General features: G+C 34.6%; 18 protein-coding genes. 13 read left to right on the forward strand and 5 right to left on the reverse strand.

Annotated elements, in window-relative coordinates:
* The first annotated feature begins 101 nt into the window (after positions 1–101).
* The 5 genes from H6F32_RS16510 to gcvH all read left to right on the forward strand — a co-directional run bounded on the left by H6F32_RS16510 (position 102) and on the right by gcvH (position 5,321).
* Positions 102–1,076, forward strand: a complete 975-nt coding sequence (locus H6F32_RS16510) for a hypothetical protein (RefSeq protein ID WP_190370400.1) — start codon at positions 102–104, stop codon at positions 1,074–1,076.
* 170 nt (positions 1,077–1,246) lie between these two features.
* Complete coding sequence (locus tag H6F32_RS16515) at positions 1,247–2,353, forward strand: ABC transporter permease (RefSeq protein ID WP_190370401.1); 1,107 nt, start codon at positions 1,247–1,249, stop codon at positions 2,351–2,353.
* Between the two features lie 20 nt (positions 2,354–2,373).
* The gene (locus H6F32_RS16520; RefSeq protein WP_190370402.1) at positions 2,374–3,495 is read left to right on the forward strand and encodes an ABC transporter permease; all 1,122 of its coding nucleotides are present in this window, start codon (positions 2,374–2,376) and stop codon (positions 3,493–3,495) included.
* A gap of 105 nt (positions 3,496–3,600) precedes the next feature.
* Positions 3,601–4,737 (forward strand): glycine cleavage system aminomethyltransferase GcvT, encoded by a 1,137-nt coding sequence (gene gcvT / locus H6F32_RS16525; RefSeq protein WP_190370403.1) that lies wholly within the window; start codon positions 3,601–3,603, stop codon positions 4,735–4,737.
* Positions 4,738–4,934: 197 nt separating this feature from the next.
* The gene (gene gcvH, locus H6F32_RS16530; protein WP_190370404.1) at positions 4,935–5,321 is read left to right on the forward strand and encodes a glycine cleavage system protein GcvH; all 387 of its coding nucleotides are present in this window, start codon (positions 4,935–4,937) and stop codon (positions 5,319–5,321) included.
* Positions 5,322–5,567: 246 nt separating this feature from the next.
* Here gcvH and H6F32_RS16535 read toward each other — a convergent pair whose 3' ends face one another.
* The gene (locus H6F32_RS16535) at positions 5,568–6,971 is read right to left on the reverse strand and encodes a protein kinase domain-containing protein (protein ID WP_190370405.1); all 1,404 of its coding nucleotides are present in this window, start codon (positions 6,969–6,971) and stop codon (positions 5,568–5,570) included.
* Between the two features lie 834 nt (positions 6,972–7,805).
* On the opposite strand from H6F32_RS16535, the gene gcvP reads away from it, so the two are divergent.
* Positions 7,806–10,619: an aminomethyl-transferring glycine dehydrogenase gene (gene gcvP / locus H6F32_RS16540; RefSeq protein WP_395939626.1), complete on the forward strand. Its 2,814-nt coding sequence runs from the start codon at positions 7,806–7,808 to the stop codon at positions 10,617–10,619.
* A gap of 257 nt (positions 10,620–10,876) precedes the next feature.
* On the opposite strand, the gene holA is transcribed toward gcvP, so the two are convergent.
* Positions 10,877–11,860, reverse strand: coding sequence for a DNA polymerase III subunit delta (gene holA, locus H6F32_RS16545; protein ID WP_190370406.1), 984 nt, complete (start codon positions 11,858–11,860; stop codon positions 10,877–10,879).
* Positions 11,861–11,940: 80 nt separating this feature from the next.
* Between holA and H6F32_RS16550 the strand changes: the two genes are divergently transcribed.
* Positions 11,941–12,732 (forward strand): DUF1868 domain-containing protein, encoded by a 792-nt coding sequence (locus H6F32_RS16550; RefSeq protein ID WP_190370407.1) that lies wholly within the window; start codon positions 11,941–11,943, stop codon positions 12,730–12,732.
* A 192-nt stretch (positions 12,733–12,924) separates the two neighbouring features.
* On the opposite strand, the gene ureG is transcribed toward H6F32_RS16550, so the two are convergent.
* The 3 genes from ureG to ureE form a co-directional block, all read right to left on the reverse strand.
* The gene (gene ureG, locus H6F32_RS16555; protein WP_190370408.1) at positions 12,925–13,524 is read right to left on the reverse strand and encodes an urease accessory protein UreG; all 600 of its coding nucleotides are present in this window, start codon (positions 13,522–13,524) and stop codon (positions 12,925–12,927) included.
* A gap of 102 nt (positions 13,525–13,626) precedes the next feature.
* The gene (locus H6F32_RS16560) at positions 13,627–14,313 is read right to left on the reverse strand and encodes an urease accessory protein UreF (RefSeq protein WP_190370409.1); all 687 of its coding nucleotides are present in this window, start codon (positions 14,311–14,313) and stop codon (positions 13,627–13,629) included.
* Positions 14,291–14,731: an urease accessory protein UreE gene (gene ureE, locus H6F32_RS16565; RefSeq protein ID WP_190370410.1), complete on the reverse strand. Its 441-nt coding sequence runs from the start codon at positions 14,729–14,731 to the stop codon at positions 14,291–14,293. The genes H6F32_RS16560 and ureE overlap by 23 nt, the downstream gene beginning before the upstream one ends.
* A gap of 83 nt (positions 14,732–14,814) precedes the next feature.
* Between ureE and H6F32_RS16570 the strand changes: the two genes are divergently transcribed.
* Genes H6F32_RS16570 through ureC form a run of 6 tightly spaced genes read left to right on the forward strand, consistent with a single transcriptional unit; the run spans position 14,815 to position 20,119 of the window.
* The gene (locus tag H6F32_RS16570; RefSeq protein WP_190370411.1) at positions 14,815–15,678 is read left to right on the forward strand and encodes an urease accessory protein UreD; all 864 of its coding nucleotides are present in this window, start codon (positions 14,815–14,817) and stop codon (positions 15,676–15,678) included.
* Between the two features lie 12 nt (positions 15,679–15,690).
* Complete coding sequence (ureA, locus tag H6F32_RS16575) at positions 15,691–15,993, forward strand: urease subunit gamma (RefSeq protein ID WP_190370412.1); 303 nt, start codon at positions 15,691–15,693, stop codon at positions 15,991–15,993.
* Between the two features lie 43 nt (positions 15,994–16,036).
* Positions 16,037–17,230, forward strand: coding sequence for an AAA family ATPase (locus H6F32_RS16580; RefSeq protein ID WP_190370413.1), 1,194 nt, complete (start codon positions 16,037–16,039; stop codon positions 17,228–17,230).
* Positions 17,227–17,892 carry a DUF4276 family protein gene (locus H6F32_RS16585; protein WP_190370414.1) on the forward strand — a complete coding sequence of 222 codons (666 nt, stop codon included), beginning with the start codon at positions 17,227–17,229 and terminating at the stop codon, positions 17,890–17,892. The genes H6F32_RS16580 and H6F32_RS16585 overlap by 4 nt, the downstream gene beginning before the upstream one ends.
* 18 nt (positions 17,893–17,910) lie before the next feature.
* On the forward strand, positions 17,911–18,216 hold the full coding sequence (locus H6F32_RS16590) for an urease subunit beta (RefSeq protein ID WP_190370415.1): 306 nt from the start codon (positions 17,911–17,913) through the stop codon (positions 18,214–18,216).
* 31 nt (positions 18,217–18,247) lie between these two features.
* On the forward strand, positions 18,248–20,119 hold the full coding sequence (gene ureC, locus H6F32_RS16595; protein WP_190370416.1) for an urease subunit alpha: 1,872 nt from the start codon (positions 18,248–18,250) through the stop codon (positions 20,117–20,119).
* Positions 20,120–20,316 lie beyond the last annotated feature (197 nt).

A 20,316-nucleotide genomic window follows, 5' to 3' on the forward strand; every position in this document is an offset into this window, starting at 1 on the left:
ACGAGTAAAATATAGTGTAATTTACTATTTGACAATCACATCCTGTAAATCCTTAAATCCTGGACATCCTGATTCTGGCAATAACATAAACAGGGGCAAAAATGACAGAAACAACCGCCAATTATGATCAAACATGGAAAGAAGCAATTAGCCAATATTTTGAATCATTCATGCAATTCTTTTACCCCAACCTCCACGCTAAAATAGATTGGAGTAAAACCCCCATATCATTGGATAAAGAACTAAAACAAATTACCGCATCTAGTCAAACTAAAAAACGTTATGCAGATAAACTCTTTCAAGTGTGGTTATTAGATAATCAAATCATCTGGATTTTGATACACATAGAAGTACAAAGTCAATATGACAAAGAATTTCCGCAAAGAATGTACATCTATAACTATCGTTCCTTTGATATATTTCATAAACCAGTCATCAGTTTAGCTATCTTAGGAGATGAAGATAAAAAATGGCGACCAAATAGTTATGAATATGGCATAGATGATAGTTTAGTAAAAATGCAATTTAGCATAGTTAAACTATTAGACTATCAATGGGAAGACCTAACCACAAATAACAATTTATTTGCTATAATAGTCATGGCACATCTGAAAACCAAAGCCACGACTAAGAATTTAACCGAACGAGAACAATGGAAATGGAACATAGTCAGACCATTATATCAAAAAGGCTTAACTAGAGTTGATATTATCAATTTAGTTAAGTTCATTGATAAAATGATGACCTTACCACCATCATTACAAACCGCATTCAACAATAAATTAGAACAACATGAAAAGGAGTTAAATATGCCTTTCCTAAGCACTATTGAAGAAATGGCAGAAGAACGAGGTGAAGTCAAAGGTAAAATTAAAGGTGCTAGAGAAACATGCCAAAACAATATTATCAAAATCCTTGCTAATAGATTTAATTCTGTTCCAGAATTGATGGATAATTCTCTCAGGAAAATTGAGGATATAACCATCCTAGAAAATCTCTTGTTAGCAAGTATTAGTATTAGTTCTCTGGAGGATTTTCAAAAATTAATTGATGCTGAGTTACAACTCAATCAATAATATCAATAATATTATATCCCTGATTTATTCTATCATGAATAGTTCAGGGATTTATTAACATCTTCATCCTGTACATCCTTAAATCCTGGACATCCTGATTCAGACAATTAAAATCCTATAAATCCTTAAATCCTGGATATCTTAATGCTAACAAAAAATTATGATTACCTATGAAAAGAATAATTGCCCAATGTATTAAAGAAATAGCACAATTTAGGCGCGATCGCTTAACATTAGCCCTAGCATTTTTATTACCATTTATTACCTTATTAATCTTTGGTTTTGCCATTAGATTAGAAAGTAAAGACATTCCCTTAATAGTCCAAGATTTTAGCCATACAAACCTCAGTAACAGCTACATTGAAAGACTGTATGCTACCAATCAATTTATCCCTAAACAATGGAGTGGAAATAATCCCACCACAGACGCTATAGATAAAGGAATTGCTAAAGTTGCCGTAATTATTCCCCCAGACTTTAGCCGCGATATTAAAGCAGGAAGAAACACCAAAATACAAGTTTTAATTGATGCCACAGATGTGAACAATGCCCGTGTAATTCGCGGTAGCATTCAACAAGTTACCAACTTCTTTATGAAAGACCAAAAACTCCTACCAAAACAATATTTAATTACCCCAAAAATACGTTTATGGTTTAATCCAGGACGAATCGAAGCATTATATATTGTTCCAGGAGTTTATGGCGTAGTTTTATGGATTTTCCCATCATTACTAGCTGCCATTGCTATGGTAAGAGAAAAAGAAAAAGGAACAATTGTACAAGTTTATGCTTCCAATATTACTGCTACAGAATTATTGCTAGGTAAAGGAATAGCATACTTATTAATTGCCATCATAGAAGCATTAATTGTCATGATTTTAGGTGCAATAATTTTCCAAGTTGGCCTAGTTGGCAACCCCATTATTCTAATATTAGGAACATTAATATTTCTCATAGATAGTGTTTGTTTTGGTCTATTTTTAGGAGTTAGAAGTAGTAACCAGAATGCCGCAGTACAAGGAGTAGCATTAGTAGGTTTTATCACATCTTTATTATTATCTGGTTTCATTTATCCCCTAAATAATATTCCCTTTCCTATATCACTCACAACTAATGTAATTCCCAGCAGATATTTTATTGATATTACTCGTGATGCTTTTGTGCGCGGTACAGGTTTTGGTGGAGTTTGGTTTGATTTTGTGATGTTAATAACATTAGGATTGTTCTTTTTTAACATATCTCGCAAACTTTTAAGTAAAATGCAACTACCTAGTTAATTAAAACAGGAAAACAAAAAATGAAACTACTTAACCAATTCTTTGATAGTCCATTTTGGGCATTAGTACAGAAAGAAATTAACCAAACTCTTCGTAACAAACAACTAATTTTTCTGTTAATTATCCCCCCAACAATTCAATTACTACTCTATGGTTTTGTGCTAAACCCAGATGTTCATAACTTACGATTAGGAGTTATTGACTATGCTAATGTTACTGTCAGTCGTGAATTAATATCATCCATGACATCAAATCAAATTTTCACATTAGCATCTGTGGCCAATAGTGAAAAAGAATTGAGTCGTCAAGTACAAGAAGGAAAATTAGATGTAGGAGTAATTATCCCTCCCGAATTTCCTCGTCAACTAGCAAAAAAATCAGCAGAAATTCAAGTATTTATTGATGCCGTAAATGCCAACACAGCCGGAATTGCTACCAATTATATCAGCCAAATTATTCAACAATATAACCTACAATTAAACAACAATAATTCAACTTTACCAATTACCTCAGAAGTGGTATTTTTATATAATCCTGGATTAACAAGTAGTTGGTTTTTTGTACCTGGAGTTATGGGTTTAGTATTAACATTAATTGGTACATTAGTATCATCAATTACTGTAGTACGAGAAAAAGATACAGGCACATTAGAACAATTATTAATGACTCCTGCAAATAACTGGGAAATACTATCATCAAAAATTGTGCCATTAGTATTTTTATTAATCGGAGATGTTTTATTTGCTATGACATTAGCAAGAGTAGTATTTAATGTACCATTTAGAGGTAATTTTATCTTATTTATGGTTCTATCAACCATGTATTTATTTGTAGCAATTAGCTTAGGAATTATGTTAGCAACCGTGAGTAGTTCTCAACAACAAGTAATATTAATATCATTTTTTATCAACTTACCAATGATACAAACTTCAGGAGCGATCGCACCCATTGAAGCTATGCCTCCATTTTTTCAAACCCTATCGTTACTTAACCCTTTACGGCATTACATAGCCATAGTTCGCGGTATTTTATTAAAAGGAGTTGGAATAGATGTACTTTGGATGAATGCTGTAGCATTAATTATCTTTGCAACAGTATTACTAACAATTAGTATTAATAAATTCCGCAGTCAATTGAGTTAACCTTTGCAAAATTTCAGATTCCCGACTTCTCCAAAAAGTCGGGGATCTTGGGATATTGGTTTTAGGAGTTAATATAATAATGAAAGTTTAAATTGTAACCCAACCATGACAAAGATAGATTATAGCAACCCAACACTCAAACATACACCCTTATATAATCAAAGTGCAGAAATTAACGCTCGTTTTACCAGTTTTAGCGGCTGGGAAATGCCAGTACAATACAACGGTATCACCTTAGAACATCAAGCCGTGAGAAATAGCGCAGGAATGTTTGATATTTCCCACATGGGTAAATTTACCCTAGAAGGTAAAAACGTCATTTCCCAACTGCAAAATTTAGTTCCCTCAGACTTAAATAGATTACAACCCCATCAAGCCCAATATACAGTGCTTCTTAATCAGCAAGCAGGTATTATTGATGATATTATTATTTACCATCAGGGTACAGATGAAACTGATACTGAAAAAGTAGTGATCATCGTTAATGCAGGTACAAAAGACAAAGATCAAACCTGGTTATTAGAACACCTTGATCCTGGTACAATCAAATTTAGAGACCTATCAGCAGATAAAGTATTAATTGCCCTCCAAGGACCCCAAGCTACCAGTTATCTTGAGTCCCTAGTTAGTGTAGACTTAAAACCAGTCAAAGCCTTTGGACATTTAGAAACTAGTATTTTCGGACAACCTGCATTTTTAGCCCGTACAGGTTATACCGGCGAAGATGGTTTTGAAATTATGGTAGATTCCACAGTGGGTATAGAATTATGGCAACATTTGTATAATGTTGGTGTTATTCCCTGTGGACTTGGTTGTAGAGATACACTGCGTTTAGAAGCAGCAATGGCACTTTACGGACAAGATATCAGTGATACCACTAGTCCCCTAGAAGCTGGTTTAGGATGGCTAGTACATTTAGATACAAAAGGAGACTTTATAGGCCGAAAGATATTAGAACAACAAAAAACCGAGGGAGTACAGCGTAAACTCGTAGGTTTAAAAACCCAAGGCAGAAATATTGCCCGTCATGGATATTCAATATTATCATCAGGGCAAGTAGTAGGGGAAGTAACAAGTGGTACTTTATCCCCCACATTAGGTTATCCCATTGCTTTAGCTTATGTTCCTAGCGAATTAGCCAAAACAGGAACAGTCCTAGATGTAGAAATTCGTGGCAAATTTTACCCTACAGAAGTAGTTAAACGTCCCTTTTATCGTTCTACAAAACGTGGTAATGATTAAATACAATGGTTAGCATTTCCTATGCAGGTTTTCAAAACTTTTAGCTATGAAAATAGGATTATTTAAAGTTTTTGTAATTACTGTGACAATTGCTATACCACTAATAACCTTGAATATTCAATTGTCAATTTTCATTTTGCAATTGTGAATTGATTTGTCTGTAGTTTCTTATTTTGTCAAGTGGAAGAGGAAGTGTTATGTCTAATTATCCCGATGATCTCAGATATCTAGACTCTCATGAATATGTGAGAATGGATGGTGATATTGCCACTATTGGTATTACTGATTATGCTATCGAGCAATTAGGTGATATTGTATTTTTAGAATTACCAGATATTGGTGATCTTGTTACTGTCAATGAAAGTTTTGGCAGTATTGAATCAGTCAAAGCTGTGGAAGACTTAAAATCACCAGTTACAGGTACAGTGATAGAAAGAAATGAACCTTTGATAGAATCTCCTGAATTATTAGCTGAAGATCCTTATGGTGAAGGTTGGTTAATAAAGGTGCGTGCTAATGATCCTAGTGAAGTTGATGATGCCATGACAGCAGATCAATATAGTGCTTTACTGGATGGTGATTAACTTAGAGTACGGAGTGCGGAGTGCGGATTTGAAACTCGATAGAATTACAGTACATTCCATCTACATGAGGTACACTGTGAACAGGCAAGATGCCTGTGTTACAAGGGTTTTATCATTAACATCTGTACCTCATAATAACGGAAACTGCTGTATTTAGTCGGTTTTAACCGACTTCAGCTTTTAGACAGGGAATTTATTCCCTGGCTAATCTAATCTAATCTAATTCTACCAATTCTACCAATTCTACTAATTTTTCTTAACTACCACAGTACCACTTAAAATATCAGTTAAAGAGCGTTTTCTTTGAGTACATAATGCAAATATTAAATCAATTAAACCAAGAGAAAAACAAAAAATAATCATTTTAACTATACATCTCCAAGTAGCAAGCCAAAAAGAAATTTTCTTTCCTTGGGAATTAATTATTTTAATTTGAAATAATGCTTTTGCTGTTGTTCCTTGCATTTGTGAACTTTCTAACTTAGCAAAATATAACCAAATTCCGCCTATAAATACTATAAATGTAGTCTCGCTATAATTTTGATTTTGTTGATAAAAATAATCGCAGATCATCAACCAACTAAATAATATTATTGTATCAATTAAATAAGCAAAACTGCGCCCCCAAAATGGTGCATTACCACTTATTTGATTAATTTGATTATTTTCTTCTTCATCTGGAAGTTGTGCGATTAATTTATGTTTTTGAGAACTTTGACTTCCAGAACTTTGACTTTCTGATTTTTTAGAAGTTCTTAAACCAGAATTTAACTCAGATATCTTTTTTAGAATTTCCTGGGTATTCTTAGGACGGTTTCCCGGAAAAGGAGCAATTAAATAATCAACTAAATCTGCTAATCTAGGAGATATATCCTTAGCACTATCACGCCAAATTAACTCCCCAGTACGAGGGTTTTCTTCAAAGTCTTGGGGAGGTTTTCCTGTTAATAAATAAACAAACGTCCTTCCCAATGCAAAAAAATCTGATTGAGGAACAGCTTTACCATTCATTTGTTCTGGAGGAGTATAACCTTGAGAAATAATTCCCGTTATTTGTTGTCCAGCCACTTTTTGCATAAAAGTTTGGGTTACTTCCCTGGCTGTACCAAAATCAATTAAAGCTAATTGTCCATTAGGACGTAACATAATATTAGGTGGTTTAATATCTCGATGAAAATAATTTTTTTGATGAACTTCCTGTAAAATTTCCGCTAATTGTTTCAACCATTTTATTGCAGCTAATTCTACAATAGGTTCATGGTTTTTTTGCATCATATATTGTTCTAAATTTACACCCTCAATTTTTTCCATCACTAAACAATGGAGAGACTCTTTACTATCTCTAGGAAAATAGATAAAATAACCATCAGATTCCACTTTAGGAATACCAGGATGATTTAAAGATTGTAACACTTCCGCTTCTTGTCGAAATAACTCCACTGCTTTAGGATGGGTATTAAATAAAACTTTGAGAACCTTAATTATTCCACCATCATCAACTTCATAAGTTTTCCCAAAACCACCACCACCTAAAGGTTTTATCACTCGATAAGAACCTGCTAATAATAATTCCGAACCACAGGATAGACAAAATAGGTTTTGTCCAATATTATCTGGTCTTTGACAATTTGGATTTATGCAGTAGCTCATAATATTGCTACGAGAAAAATAATTGTTCTATTTTAGTATAAATTTGATTATTATAAAATGTATTTTCTCAGTTGATTTTGTACAATTACCTTATAACCACCAATAAATAGCAATTTCTTCCTTCCCTTCCTTCGTCTCTTCTCTTCGAGATGCTGCGCGAACGTGGTTCATTTCTTATTTAGTATAAGTGCAATATCACATTTTATGTATTTTGTCAATCCCCCCTTTCACCCTCAACACCTCAGACGCTAAAAAGTACATAAATCTTTACCAAAATTGTCATCAATCACTAACAATTACAAACCTAAATGTTTTGATATCCTGACATTTAACCTAGTTCATGCCACGATAAAATCATAGTTTCGTGGAATATTCCCATCTAATTTCAAAAGTGTAAATACTACGCCTAGATTATGAAATTTTACCAAATCGCTGAAAGTCTGTCAATATCGTTCATAAATAAAAATATTTCTCAATTAAAAATTAAGAAAATATTAAGGTAAACTTCTATTAAGTCAAAATATTTAATCTTTTATGGAAAATAGATAACTATAAATTATAATTCCATCAATAAAAATAAAACTCTCTGTGACTCTGCGACTCTGCGTAATAAAACTAATATATTTAACAAAACAAAGTTAATTTCATTTAATTAATTAATAAAAGATTAAATAAAATAAAAAACTGATATTTTCAGAATGATTTATTACAATATATTAAGTAATAATCTCTGGAGTCAAAATTGTGATAGAAACTATCGCGCTACCATCAACATCGGAAAAATCTAACAATCAAACTAATACAAACAGTACCAGTGAATTTGCCAAAAGACACATAGGTATTAATGATGATGATATTCAAAAAATGCTTGATTTGTTAGGAATTTCTAGCCTTGACGACCTAATTAATAAAACTGTACCATCAAATATTCGCTGGCAAGAAAAACTACAATTACCAGAAGCACAAAGCGAATATACAGCATTAGAAATGTTAAAACAAATAGCTGGTAAAAATCAGGTATATCGCTCATTCATTGGTATGGGTTATTACGATTCTATTACCCCTACCGTAATTCAACGCAACATTTTAGAAAATCCGGGATGGTACACTGCATATACACCTTATCAGCCGGAAATTGCCCAGGGAAGACTGGAAGCACTGTTAAATTTCCAAACCATGATTATAGACTTAACAGGGTTAGAAATTGCTAACGCTTCCCTTTTGGATGAGGGTACAGCCGCAGCAGAAGCGATGGCTATGAGTTATGGAGTCTGTAAAAATAAATCTCATAGCTTTTTTGTGTCTAGTGACTGTCATCCGCAAACTATTGATGTATTGAAAACTAGGGCAAAACCTTTAGGGATTAATCTGATTATTGCTGATCATCAAACTTTTGATTTTACTGAATCTATTTTTGGCGCGGTGCTGCAATATCCTTGCAGTGATGGTAGTATCTATGATTACCGTGATTTTATCAAACAAGCCCATGAAATAGGGGCATTAGTTACCGTTGCGGCGGATCCTTTGAGCTTAACTTTATTAACACCGCCTGGAGAATTAGGGGCGGATATTGCGGTGGGAAGTACCCAACGTTTTGGCATTCCTTTAGGTTTTGGTGGTCCTCATGCTGCTTACTTTGCTACCAAGGAGGAATATAAAAGATCCGTACCTGGGCGCATTGTGGGAGTTTCTAAGGATGTTCATGGAAAAACAGCATTACGTTTAGCTTTACAAACTCGTGAACAGCATATCCGTAGAGAAAAAGCTACGAGTAATATATGCACTGCTCAGGTATTATTGGCAGTGATGGCGAGTATGTATGCAGTGTATCATGGTGGGGCAGGATTGAGAGCGATCGCTCAAAAAGTTCATCAACACACGGCAATTTTAGCCGTAGGTTTGCAAAAGTTAGGTTATAAAATCAGCAATCAATACTTTTTTGATACCCTAAAAATTGAGTTAGGAAATAGCAAATTAGATGATATTCTTGCAGCAGCAAACTTGAGAAATATCAATTTGAGAATCTTTGATAATTCCACTGTAGGAATTTCTTTAGATGAAACCACAAATACCAGTGATTTAATAGATTTGTGGCAAATTTTCGCAGGTACAGATAATTTACCTTTTAGTGTAGAAGAACTTACTGCTTTTAACAATTATCCATTACGCCGTGAAAGTGCATATCTTACCCATCCAGTATTTAATAAATACCACTCAGAAACGGAATTATTGAGATATTTACATCAACTAGAATCCAAAGATTTATCATTAACTACATCAATGATTCCTTTGGGTTCATGTACTATGAAATTAAACGCCACATCGGAAATGATTCCCGTAACTTGGCCAGAATTTGGGAAGATACATCCCTTCGCACCAATTAACCAAACTAGAGGATATCAAATATTATTTCAGCAACTAGAAACATGGTTAGGAGAAATTACAGGTTTTGCGGGAATTTCCTTACAACCAAATGCAGGTTCACAAGGTGAATATGCGGGACTTTTAGTAATTAGAGATTATCATGAAAATCGAGGAGAAGGACATCGGAATATATGTTTAATTCCCCAGTCAGCCCACGGTACAAACCCAGCCAGTGCGGTAATGTGTGGGATGAAAGTTGTGGGGGTAAATTGCGATTCTCAAGGGAATATTGATGTTAAAGATTTAAAGGCGAAAGCAGAGAAATATAGTCAGGAATTAGCGGCTTTAATGGTGACATATCCATCAACTCATGGAGTATTTGAATCAGCAATTCAAGAAATTTGTGCCATTATTCATGAACATGGTGGACAAGTTTACATGGATGGGGCTAACATGAATGCTCAAGTAGGATTATGTCGTCCTGGAGATATTGGTGCTGATGTTTGTCATTTGAATTTACACAAAACATTTTGTATTCCTCATGGTGGTGGTGGCCCTGGTATGGGACCTATTGGAGTTGCTTCTCATCTTGTGCCATTTTTACCTGGACATTTTGTTAATTCTCAACAAGAAAATTCACAATTTAATGGTGCTGTTTCTGCTGCACCTTGGGGAAGTGCGAGTATTTTGGTGATATCATGGATGTACATTGTGATGATGGGTGCCGATGGGTTAACTGAAGCGACAAAAATAGCGATTTTAAATGCTAATTACATCGCTAAAAGATTAGAATTATCCTATCCAGTATTGTATAAGGGAAATAATGGATTAGTGGCACATGAATGTATTTTAGATTTGCGAAGTTTGAAAAAATCAGCAAACATTGAAATTGATGATGTGGCTAAAAGATTAATGGATTATGGTTTTCACGCGCCTACGGTTTCTTGGCCTGTTGCTGGTACAATTATGGTAGAACCAACGGAAAGTGAATCTAAGGCAGAATTGGATAGATTTTGTGATGCTTTAATTGCCATTCGTGAAGAAATTGCAGCGATCGAATCTGGTAAGATGGATATGGAGGATAATGTTTTGAAAAACGCGCCTCACACTGCGGAAAGTTTGATTATTGGTGAGTGGAAACATGGTTATTCTCGTGAACAAGCTGGTTATCCTGCGAGTTGGAGTAAGGAGTATAAGTTTTGGCCGAGTGTGGGGAGAATTGACGCTGCTTTTGGGGATAGGAATTTTGTTTGTTCTTGTTTACCGATGGAGGCTTATAGTTAGTTAATTGTAGGGTGCGTTAATGAAATGTAACGCACCGTTTTTATTGTGGGATAAGGTGCGTTACGCTGGCGCTAACACACCCTACGAACGTTAATTGTAGGGTGCGTTAATGAAATGTAACGCACCGTTTTTATTGTGGGATAAGGTGCGTTACGCTGACGCTAACGCACCCTACTGGATATCCTGATTCAGACAAAAAATGTTTAAATCTTAATCGAATGTTGTTGGGTTTCACTGCGTTCTACCCAACCTACAAATTAATGACATACTTGGCAAATCTCAATAATTTTAGTTTGTAATGTGGGCGTTTCTGCTGCACCTTGTTTAAGACTAACTTCTAATTCTAATAATAAAGGTAAAATAGAAATTAATTGTTTCACAGATAAAGATTTAATTTCTTGTTGAATAAAATATATCCGTTTGGGGTTATTAATTTCCGCAAATTGGGCGATCGCTTGCGGATTTTTTTCCCCACTTTCCATCATCATTTTTACTAATAACCATGTTCTAAATTGTCCTATTAAGGTGGCCACAATTTTTAACCCTGGTTCAGCCGCAATAATTAAATCATTTAAAATATTTAAGGCTTTAGAAGTATCTCCACTTCTAATGGCACTGGCTAATTGTAAAGTATTTTGAGTGGTATTTCTCACCAATTGCGAAACTAATTCCACATTTAAAGGTTTACCACTACTTTGAATATAAAGTTGTAATTTTTCCAATTCATTGTATAGTAAACGAGTGTCATTGCCCACAGATTCGGCTAAAAATTCTACTACATGAGATGTTAATTTAATCCCCACAATTTTCGCTGCATCTTCCACAGCTTTTACTAATAATTCAGTTTTCCAAGCAGGAATTAAAGAAAATTCACGTACTTCTGTAGCAAATTGTTTAAAAAGTTTGGTACTTTTCAATCTTTCATCTGGTTTATTACGACTAGTTAATAATAAAGTGGAATTATCGGGAATTACATTAAGAGTCCGTTGTAGTTCTGTTAAAACATGATCTGGACAACTTTGAAACAAATTAGTATTTACTAACCATACTAAACGGCCACCTCCACCAAAAGGAGGAGTCATAGCTTGACTTAAAGCCTGAATTACGGTATCAGACTGATCAGGGGAGAAACAACTATAGTTAAAACTGATCCATAGCGGATCAAGAATGCGATCGCGTAAAATAGTTACAGCTTTTTCTATAGCAAAATCATCTTCCCCCCAGTAAACATAAATTGGCATAGTTAAAAGTTAACATAGTAAAAAAAAGCTGTTAATTAGCTTTACAATCAATATTATAACAGAGTGCGAGGTCATGAAAATTGGACGATAATTACCAAACTTACTTAAATCGTGTAGCGAGAATGACGCTACCAGAATCTTACAAATCTCAAGTTCAGCATATCCAAGAGTCTTCTAAATTTCAACTTGATGGAGGAGTGAGAAAAGCTGCTAATTTTCCTGGTTATACAATGATTACACCACCAGCAGGAGAAGATCAAGTCAATGCTGATTTTTACAAACAAATAGAAACCTATCAGCAGGAACTTTTACAGTTACCTATTCCAGCAGATTTAATTGCTGCTTTACCTCCTGCTAGTTTTCATATTACATTAGCAGATTTAATATGGGATAGTGCTTATATTCATGCTACTCAAAAAAATCCCGATTTTGCGGAACAACTAAGTTCTTGTCTAGTAGAAAGATTTACTACATATAAACAAGAAGCACCACAGGAAACTCAAGTAATTATTTGGCAAGTATTAGGATTAATAGTAATGCCAAGAGCGATCGGTATTTGTTTAATACCTAAAGATCAAAATTCTTATGAAAGAATTATGGCATTACGCCGATTAATTTATCAAAATCGTCCTTTAATGGGTTTAGGAATTGAACAACATTATCATTTTACAGCCCATATTACGTTAGGATATTTTGGTCATATTGCTGATGATTTAGATAGAAATCAACTCAGTAATATGTTTTCTGACTTTAACAAAAGTTGGGCTTTAAAGGAAATACCGGAATTTTTGGTAAACCGAGTTGAACTGAGAAAATTTGATGATATGACCAATTTTTACCGTCAAGAAAATTGGCCAAGTTTGGATTTTTAAGTAGTTGTTTATGGGCAACTTGTAGTAAGTAATCAGTAATCAGTAACTAGTAATTAGTAACTTAGTAATTAGTAATCAGTTTTTATTTAAGGGTAGATATATTTTAGCCTTTTGCTAATAGCTGAAATTGTGAAATACAAATGTTATTCATTCTATTGGCTGATAACTGAATACTGATAGCTGATTACTGATTTAACAAATAGCTGATTGAATAAACTCTATCACATCTGATAATCCTGTTTGAGTTTTCAGGTTTGTGAAAATAAAAGGTTTGTGTCCACGCATTTTTTTTGTATCTCGTTCCATGATGTTTAAGTCCGCACCAACGTAGGGCGCAAGATCAATTTTATTGATAACTAATAAATCAGATTTTGTGATGCCTGGACCACCTTTACGGGGTATTTTATCACCTGCTGCCACATCTATTACATAAATAGTTAAATCAACTAATTCCGGGCTAAAAGTTGCGGCTAAATTATCTCCTCCACTTTCTAAAAAGACAATATCTAAGTTAGTGAATTTTGTTTCTAATTGTTCAATAGCTGCTAAATTCATAGAAGCATCTTCGCGGATAGCAGTGTGAGGACAACCTCCGGTTTCTACTCCTAAAATGCGATCGCTATTTAATGCTTGAGAACGTACTAAAAATTGGGCATCTTCTTGGGTATAAATATCATTGGTAACGACTGCTATTTGATATTTTTCCCGTAATTTTTTACATAAAGAGTCAACTAAAGCGGTTTTTCCTGAACCGACAGGACCTGCAACTCCAATTCTTAAGGCGTTTGTCATTTTTACTCCTTTTAGTTATCTTGTAGTGTTAGGCACAGCCGTAACTCACCATTAATTAAGTTTATGGTGCGTTACGCTACCGCTAACACACCCTACTTAAATTCAACTTCTAAATAGTCTAGTATATTGGGTTTCATGCTGCATACTAGCTAAGGATAAACCCCAACTACAACATTCTAAATCATCATCTGTCATTGTCAAAATTTCGCTGATTGTTTGGGTTAATATTGGTTGTAATTCCAGTAATAAAATTTGTCCTGCAGTTTGTCCTATTGGAATAATTTTGATACCAGCAGTGATCAAATTGGATAACCAACTATGGAGATATGCTAATAATGTACCATGAAGATTAATTTGCCAATAACTACAAGCTATAGAATAAGCGATCGCATAGTTTATAGGATAACCCACAACGTTAATTATTGCTAAAAACTGTGGTTCTAATTTAATTAACAATGTCATTAATGAACGTCCCATTTGCCAACTTGCAGCACGTATTTCTTCCGTATCTCTAAAAGCAGATAACCATAAATTCCATTTTTTTAAACCTTGTAAATCTTTAATTTTGACACATTCAAAACCACGTTTGATCATTGCCACATCTACACGAATTGCACCATAGGATAATTCAGCTACTAGCCAATCTTTTAAAGTAGTAGAATCAGTAATTATGCCATTTTCTACTAACATTTCTAAACCTTCAGAATAGCAATAAGCACCCACAGGTAAAGCAGGACTAGCTAACTGTAAAATAGATAGAAAATTATTAGGTGTGAGAGTGATTTCCATAAGCCCCCAATTCTGGATAGAAAGTGACAATTTCCTCTTTAATAGTTAAACCTAAATGTAGGATCATCTCTCTTAAAACTGCATCAGGAGATAATCTTAAATAACCAGTATTAATCTCTACAGGAATATGACGATTTCCTAAATGATAAGCAGCACGCAATAAGAGAATTTCATCAGCAATAACAGTAAAAACAGGTTCAGGTTTAGCAATTATTTGGATAAAATTCTCTTCATTTTCATCAGTTAAAATATCACCATCCTGTAAAATTGTGCCTCTAGGTAAACGCAAAAATATTTCCTGATTATCTTGAGTTATAAAACGGTAACGGCTACGACTTCTTTCTTCAGCAGTGAGGTAAAGTTTTAGATTAACAGGAATAGCAGAATTAATAACTTGAGTCTTTGTGAAAATTAACATTTTTTGTTTTATCATATTTGAGTCAGATCCCGGATTTCTTAAAGTCCCGGATCTTAGGAAGATTTTATCATAAAGGTGGTTTAATGATTAACAACTCTGAAATAATTCCAGCATGGCATGGTCAACTTAACTTAGTTTATGCTAAACGCGAAAATTCGACACAGTTAATTTATAGCCATAACCAAGCCCCTTTGAAGATACAACGCTCCTTTTATCCAGAGGGTATTGATATTTGTCATAATGTGATTTTACACACTGCTGGGGGCATTGTAGGAGGCGATCGCTTAACATTGAATATTCATCTACAACCTAATTCTCAAGCCTTAATTACTACCGCCGCAGCTAATAAAACTTATCGGAGTAATGGTTTACAAGCTAGACAAACAGTAAATATTAAAATTGATAATTATGCTTGTTTGGAATATCTACCCCAGGAAAATATTATTTTTAACAGTGCAAATTACCGTCAAGACTTGCGGATAGAACTAGGAGAAAATTCTAAATTTTTAGGATGGGAAATTATGAGATTAGGTAGAACAGCCAGAGGAGAGAAATTTATAGATGGAGAATTGCGATCGCACACGGAAATCTGGCAAAATGATCTACCATTATGGATAGATAGACAATATTTACCTGGTAGTGAAAAAGTATTTGATAGTCCTCATGGTTTAGGAGGAAATCCTGTAATTGGTACTTTAGTATTTATTGGTTTGCCCATAGCATCAGAAATCATAGAACAAGCACGTTTATTAATCACTCAACCCCTATTTTCTGGAGTCACAAAATTAGAACATGGACTTTTGTGTAGATATCGTGGTAATTCCACATCACAAGGGAGAAAATGGTTTACAAATATTTGGCAAATGTTACGATCGCACTACTTGAATAATCAGATAAATCATGATATAATTCCTAGTAATAATATACCGAGAGTTTGGCAGATTTAAAGGATAAAAAAAATGAACCTGACACCCCAAGAAAAAGATAAATTATTAATATTTACTGCTGCTTTAGTAGCAGAAAGGAGAAAAAATAGAGGATTAAAATTAAATTATCCCGAAGCAGTGGCTTTGATTTCTGCGGCGATTTTAGAAGGTGCAAGGGATGGACAAACCGTAGCAGAATTAATGAGTTATGGAACAACATTATTAACGCGAGATGATGTCATGGAAGGAATACCAGAAATGATACATGAAGTGCAAATCGAAGCCACATTTCCCGATGGGACAAAATTAGTTACAGTACATAATCCCATTCGTTAGCAAAGATTAAGATAGGAGAAAGTAAAAATAAAGGAAAAACAATATGAAATTAAAATCAGTCAATATTCAAGGTTATCGGCCTTTCAGAAATCTTGAATCACAGTTAGAATCACTAGAAATTATTGTTGGTGCTAATGGTGCTGGTAAATCAAGTTTTTTTGAATTTCTCAAATTTTTACGAGATAGTGTTTTCAAGGATATCCCTCCCGAAATAATTTCTGGTTCTATTGGACAGCAGATTTTTCATATTCCAGGAACAGAAAAATTTCAATGGGATCTTGAAATTGATACAGGTCTTCCAATTGGTATTAGATATTTAGGCGAAATTATGGGGCCAATTGGTCGAACTCAAGTTTCCTATGAAAGAGTAGAATCATCTAAGCCTTTTAGTAATAGATATACTAATCCATATATATACATGGATATTCGAGGTAATAAAGGTGTCATTAGAGAACCTGGAGAAACAAGATTTACACAAGTCGAAATCAAAGATCAAATTCAACAAGATATTGTCTTAAAGCGTCATAATCAACTAACCTTGAGTGCAATGACAAATCCATCACTAGAAGCATTATATAACTTACGTGAATATATTCGAGAATGGAGGTTTTATAGTTCTTTCAACATAGAAAATCAGAAAATTCGTAAATCAGTTCCCATTGAACAAGAACCAATTTTACATGAAGATGCAGGTAATTTAAGTTCGGTTCTTTTCTATTTAATGACTGAAAATAGAACAGCATTTGATGAATTACAACAACATTTACGTTCTGTAATTCCTGGTTTTAAAGGATTAACAGTAAAAGCACGGGGTGGACCAGGAGAAGTGATCGCTTTTTGGCAAGAATCAGGAATTGATCAAGAATTGAGTTTAGCTGATTTATCCGATGGAATTTTGCGGTTAATTTGTTGGATTTGTTTATGTGTACAACCAAAACCTCCATCTTTAATTTGTATTGATGAACCAGATCAAGGTGTTCATCCTCGTACTCTTCCCGTACTTGCTGGTTTATTTGAAAAAGCATCTGAACGCACACAAATCTTATTAGCAACTCATTCATCTTATTTCCTAACACAGTTTGATATTTCCCAAATTGCTGTACTTAGAAAAGAAAATGGAGAAGCAAAGTTTATTAAACCTGGAAATTCGCCAATTTTAATTGATATGCTTGATGATTTTGGTGCAGATGAAATAGAACAATTACACCGTAGTGATGAATTAGAGAGACTTCCATGAAAGTTGAAAGAGTAGAAATTTATGTAGAAGGTCCATCTGATAAACTAGCAATGGATGCATTATTAAGACCATTAATTGAGGTAAAATTACAACAAGGTATCAAAATTGAATTTATTCCCACGAAAGGAAAAAATAATGATCGAGGAGGTGATGCTAAAAAAGATTTATTGACTAAAATTCCCATTAAAGCGGTAAATATTCTTAATAATATTCCCAATTCCATTGTAGTAGTCATACCTGATCTATATCCTAAAAATAAAGGATTCTCTCATGAAACATTCCTAGAATTAGAACAGGGAATTTTACAGAATTTGCAACAAACTTTACAAAGCAAAGGAATTAATGATCACAGATTTCAAGAAAGATTTAAGGTTTTCTGTTTTAAACATGATTTAGAATCATTAATTTTAGCAGCAGAAAGTCAACTATCCAGTAGAATTGATGTTACTCAACTACCAAAAACATGGACAATACCAGTGGAAGATCAAAATCATGATATTCCACCTAAAAGAATAGTAGAGGAAATATTTAAAAAATATGGTAAAAGCTATAAAGAATCTGTAGATGCACCAATTATATTAGCAAATGCAAGATATCAAGATATAGCTAAATTGTGTCCACAAGCATTTAAACCCTTTGTCCAATTCTTAGAAAATTTGTAACTTAGGAGAAATTAGATTATGATACCTGGAGAAATCATCACTCCACCAGGAGAAATTGAACTCAATGCCAATCGTCCCATCACCAAATTAATAGTAGCAAATACAGGAGATAGACCCATTCAAATAGGTTCACATTTTCACTTTTACGAAGTCAACAACGCCCTACTATTCGACAGAGAAAAAGCACGAGGAATGCGATTAGATATTCCCGCAGGAACAGCCGTGAGATTTGAACCAGGAGACGAAAAAGAAATCACCCTTATTCCTCTAGTTGGTACACGCCAAATCTACGGTTTTAATAATAAAATTAACGGTAATATTTAACAGTATTTGGCCAATTCAAAGGATAAAAAATATGCCCTACAAAATGAACCGAAAAGCCTACGCCGAAACCTACGGACCCACAGTAGGAGACAAAATTAGATTAGCAGACACGGAATTATTTATAGAAGTAGAAAGAGACTTAACAACCTATGGAGATGAAGTAAAATTTGGTGGTGGAAAAGTCATTAGAGACGGTATGGGACAGTCCCCAATTTCTAATGCTGATGGTGCTGTAGATTTAGTAATTACTAATGCTTTGATCCTCGATTGGTGGGGTATTATTAAAGCAGATATTGGCATTAAAAACGGCAAAATTCACAAAATTGGTAAAGCGGGAAATCCCTACATTCAAGATAATATAAACATCATTATTGGACCTGGTACAGAAGCATTAGCTGGGGAAGGTATGATCTTAACTGCTGGCGGTATTGATACCCACATCCATTTTATTTGTCCTCAGCAGATCGAAGTAGCGATCGCCTCCGGTATTACCACCATGATCGGTGGAGGTACAGGACCAGCCACAGGCACAAATGCCACAACTTGTACACCCGGACCCTGGAATATTTACCGAATGTTACAAGCGGCGGATGCCTTTCCCGTCAACCTAGGCTTTTTAGGCAAAGGTAATACTAGTCAACCCCAAGGACTCATAGAACAAATCGAAGCTGGTGCAATAGGTTTAAAACTCCATGAAGATTGGGGAACTACACCCGCCACAATTGATACTTGTTTAACCGTCGCTGATCAATATGATATTCAAGTAGCAATTCATACAGATACACTTAATGAAGCGGGTTTTGTAGAAGATACCATAGCCGCTTTTAAACATCGTGCTATTCATACATATCATACCGAAGGGGCAGGAGGAGGACACGCACCAGATATTATTAAAGTGTGTGGACAAACCAACGTTTTACCCTCTTCTACTAATCCCACTAGACCATATACATTAAATACTTTGGATGAACATTTAGATATGTTAATGGTTTGTCATCACCTTGATCCTAGTATTCCTGAAGATGTGGCTTTTGCTGAATCACGCATACGTCGAGAAACCATTGCGGCTGAAGATATATTACATGATCTAGGCGCGTTTAGTATGATTTCCTCTGATTCACAAGCAATGGGAAGAGTGGGAGAAGTAATAATTAGAACATGGCAAACCGCCCATAAAATGAAAGTACAACGGGGAACACTCTCTCCTCTCCTTGCAAGAGAAAATACAGAGAAATTGCAAAATACACACTCTCCTCTCCTTGTAGGAGAAAATACAGAGAAATTGCAAAATACACACTCCCCTCTCCTTGTAGGAGAAAATACAGAGAAATTGCAAAATACACACTCCCCTCTCCTTGTAGGAGAGGGGTTGGGGGAGAGGTCAGATAATTTCCGAGCCAAAAGATATGTAGCTAAATATACTATTAATCCTGCCATTACTCATGGTATTTCCGACCATGTAGGTTCTGTAGAAGAGGGAAAAATAGCTGATTTGTGTTTATGGAAACCTGCCTTTTTTGGTGTTAAACCAGAGATAGTTATTAAAGGAGGTATGATAGCTTGGTCACAAATGGGTGATGCTAATGCTAGTATTCCCACACCTCAACCTGTACATTCTCGCCCGATGTTTGCTAATTTTGCTGGTGCGCGTCATGCTACATCATTAACATTTATCTCTGAAGCTGGTTTAGCAAGAGAAATTCCCCAAATGTTAGGACTAAAAAAATCAATTGTTACAGTTAAAGGAACTCGTCAAATTAGTAAATTAGATATGAAATTAAATGATGCTTTACCTCATATAGAAGTAGATGCAGAAACATATCAAGTTCGCGCAGATGGAGAGTTATTAATCTGTGAACCTGCAACAGTTTTACCCATGACACAAAGGTACTTTTTATTTTAGGATACACCAGATCCCGGACTTCTTTGAGAAGTCCGGGATCTATTCTATTGATCTATATATTCTGGTTTTTGATACACCAGATCCCGGACTTCTTTGAAAAGTCCGGGATCTATTCTATTGATCTATATATTCTGGTTTTTGATACACCAGATCCCGGACTTCTTTGAGAAGTCCGGGATCTATTCTATTGATCTATA

The organism is Anabaena sp. FACHB-1237 (assembly GCF_014696225.1).
GTDB lineage: Bacteria > Cyanobacteriota > Cyanobacteriia > Cyanobacteriales > Nostocaceae > FACHB-1237.